Raw genomic sequence first — 1761 nt, 5'->3', positions numbered from 1 at the left:
CTAACTATTCGCTAATTTTGGTGTTTTTACAATCCATGTCTAACCAAACGTCTAAGCGTCTTAAGCAAAATGCTAAAATAATTATGCAGAGGTGGGAAGAGCGGGCGCGTGATGAAGTTGGTGCATCAATACATCAGGACTCTCTGATGCTACAAGATTCGCTACCTGAGTATCTAGAGCAATTGGTGGATGAGCTGTCAACGAAGATTGAAAGGACACCAGCCAGAATAAGAACGGATAAGCTAGAAAGCACTCGGATTGGGAAAAAGCATGGACATGAGCGGGCGGGTTATGCCGACTACTCGATGACTCAAGTGATTTTTGAGTACCACATTCTCCGTCAGACCATATTTGAAATATTAGAAGAAGAAGCGGCTTTAGAGGTAAGGGAACGAGATATTATCATCGATTCTATTGAGCAAGCTGTTAACGATGCAGCCACTCAATTTTCCCAGACGTTGCGAGATATTCAAGAGTTATTTATAGTGACGCTGACCCACGATCTCAGAAACCCACTCAATGTCATAAAAATGGGTACTCACCTGACTCTGCGTCGGCTTGAACAAGGAGACACTCATGCGAATATCGCGGCGAAAATGCTAAAAGCAGTCGATCGTTTGAATTCGATGATTCAAAATCTGCTCGATGCTAGTCGGCTACGGGCGGGGGAGAGCTTAAAGTTTGAATTTGAAGAATGCAGTTTAGACAGCCTTGTTCAGGACGTAGTAGAGGATTTGAACTTTGCTTATGGAGAGCGGTTTGTTGTAGTTTGTGATACTGCTATCAGGAGCAATTGCAGCCGTAAACAGATACAACGGGTAATTGAAAACTTAGCTATTAACGCTGTGAAGTATGGTGCTGCTGATACACCAATTACACTCACGCTTGAACAAATTGAAACGCATATCAGTCTCATTATCCACAACGAAGGTAATCCGATCTCTTCAGAAGCTCAATCAATCTTATTTCAACAATTTCGTCGAACTATCTCTGCTGAGGATCAAACAGGATGGGGGCTAGGATTATTTTTAGCAAAGAGTATTATTGAAGCGCATCAGGGGACGATTGAAGTTGAAAGTGCCGAGGGCAAGGGGACGAGCTTTATCATTAAGTTGCCTAAACTTCCCTAATAGGGTAGTTTCTACAATTATCTATGTTCTTTTAAAATATTTCTCAGTTTTTATTAGCAAATAAGATGCGTTTGCCCTGGGGAAGGGGGTAACTTCCGCCTTGCGGTACTCCGCAAGTCAAAAGTCAAAAGTATTATGGGATAAGCTCTTTGGGGATTTTCACTGCTTGCTCTATTTAGGCCGTAGCGTACTAGTTCTTTTGAAGAGCGCAATATGTAAAATTTATCGGTGCAGTTAACTAACGTTTTGTTGTTTTACTATAAGTGCTATATTGGCTCTTGACCCGACCGAGTATAAACTATGTATAAGCCCACAGAACAGCAAAGTCGAGGTGTTGTACTTAGTATTACAGGACAGGCAGAGGGAGTGGGCAGATGAACAAAAATACTGGGCAAAGTGGTGTTTTTTCTCTGTTTAAAGGCATACCCTTACGTCGTATTTTGGTAGCGTTGTTTCTGGTGCAAATCTTGCTAGCTGTAGGATTAACTGGATATTTATCGATTCACAATGGGCAAAAGGCAGTCAATGAGGTAGCTAGCGAATTGCGTTATGAAGTCGCTAATCGAGTAGAGCAGAATTTACAGACTTATTTCTCAACTTTGCGTCAAGAACTGCGCGGTAATCAAAATAT

2 protein-coding genes are annotated in these 1761 nt (G+C 41.8%); both read left to right on the top strand.

From position 1 onward, the window contains the following. On the top strand, positions 1-1130 hold a 1130-nt coding region (locus tag VE944_RS33275; RefSeq protein WP_324987842.1), incomplete at its 5' end, for a sensor histidine kinase. 374 nt (positions 1131-1504) lie between these two features. Next, positions 1505-1761: hypothetical protein (locus VE944_RS33270; protein WP_324987839.1), on the top strand; the 257-nt coding region annotated here is incomplete at its 3' end.

Source organism: Nostoc sp., assembly GCF_035638895.1.
Taxonomy (GTDB): Bacteria; Cyanobacteriota; Cyanobacteriia; order Cyanobacteriales; family Nostocaceae; genus Nostoc.
The sequence above is the reverse complement of the archived record's forward strand: the minus strand, read 5'-3'. Positions and strand labels throughout refer to the sequence as shown.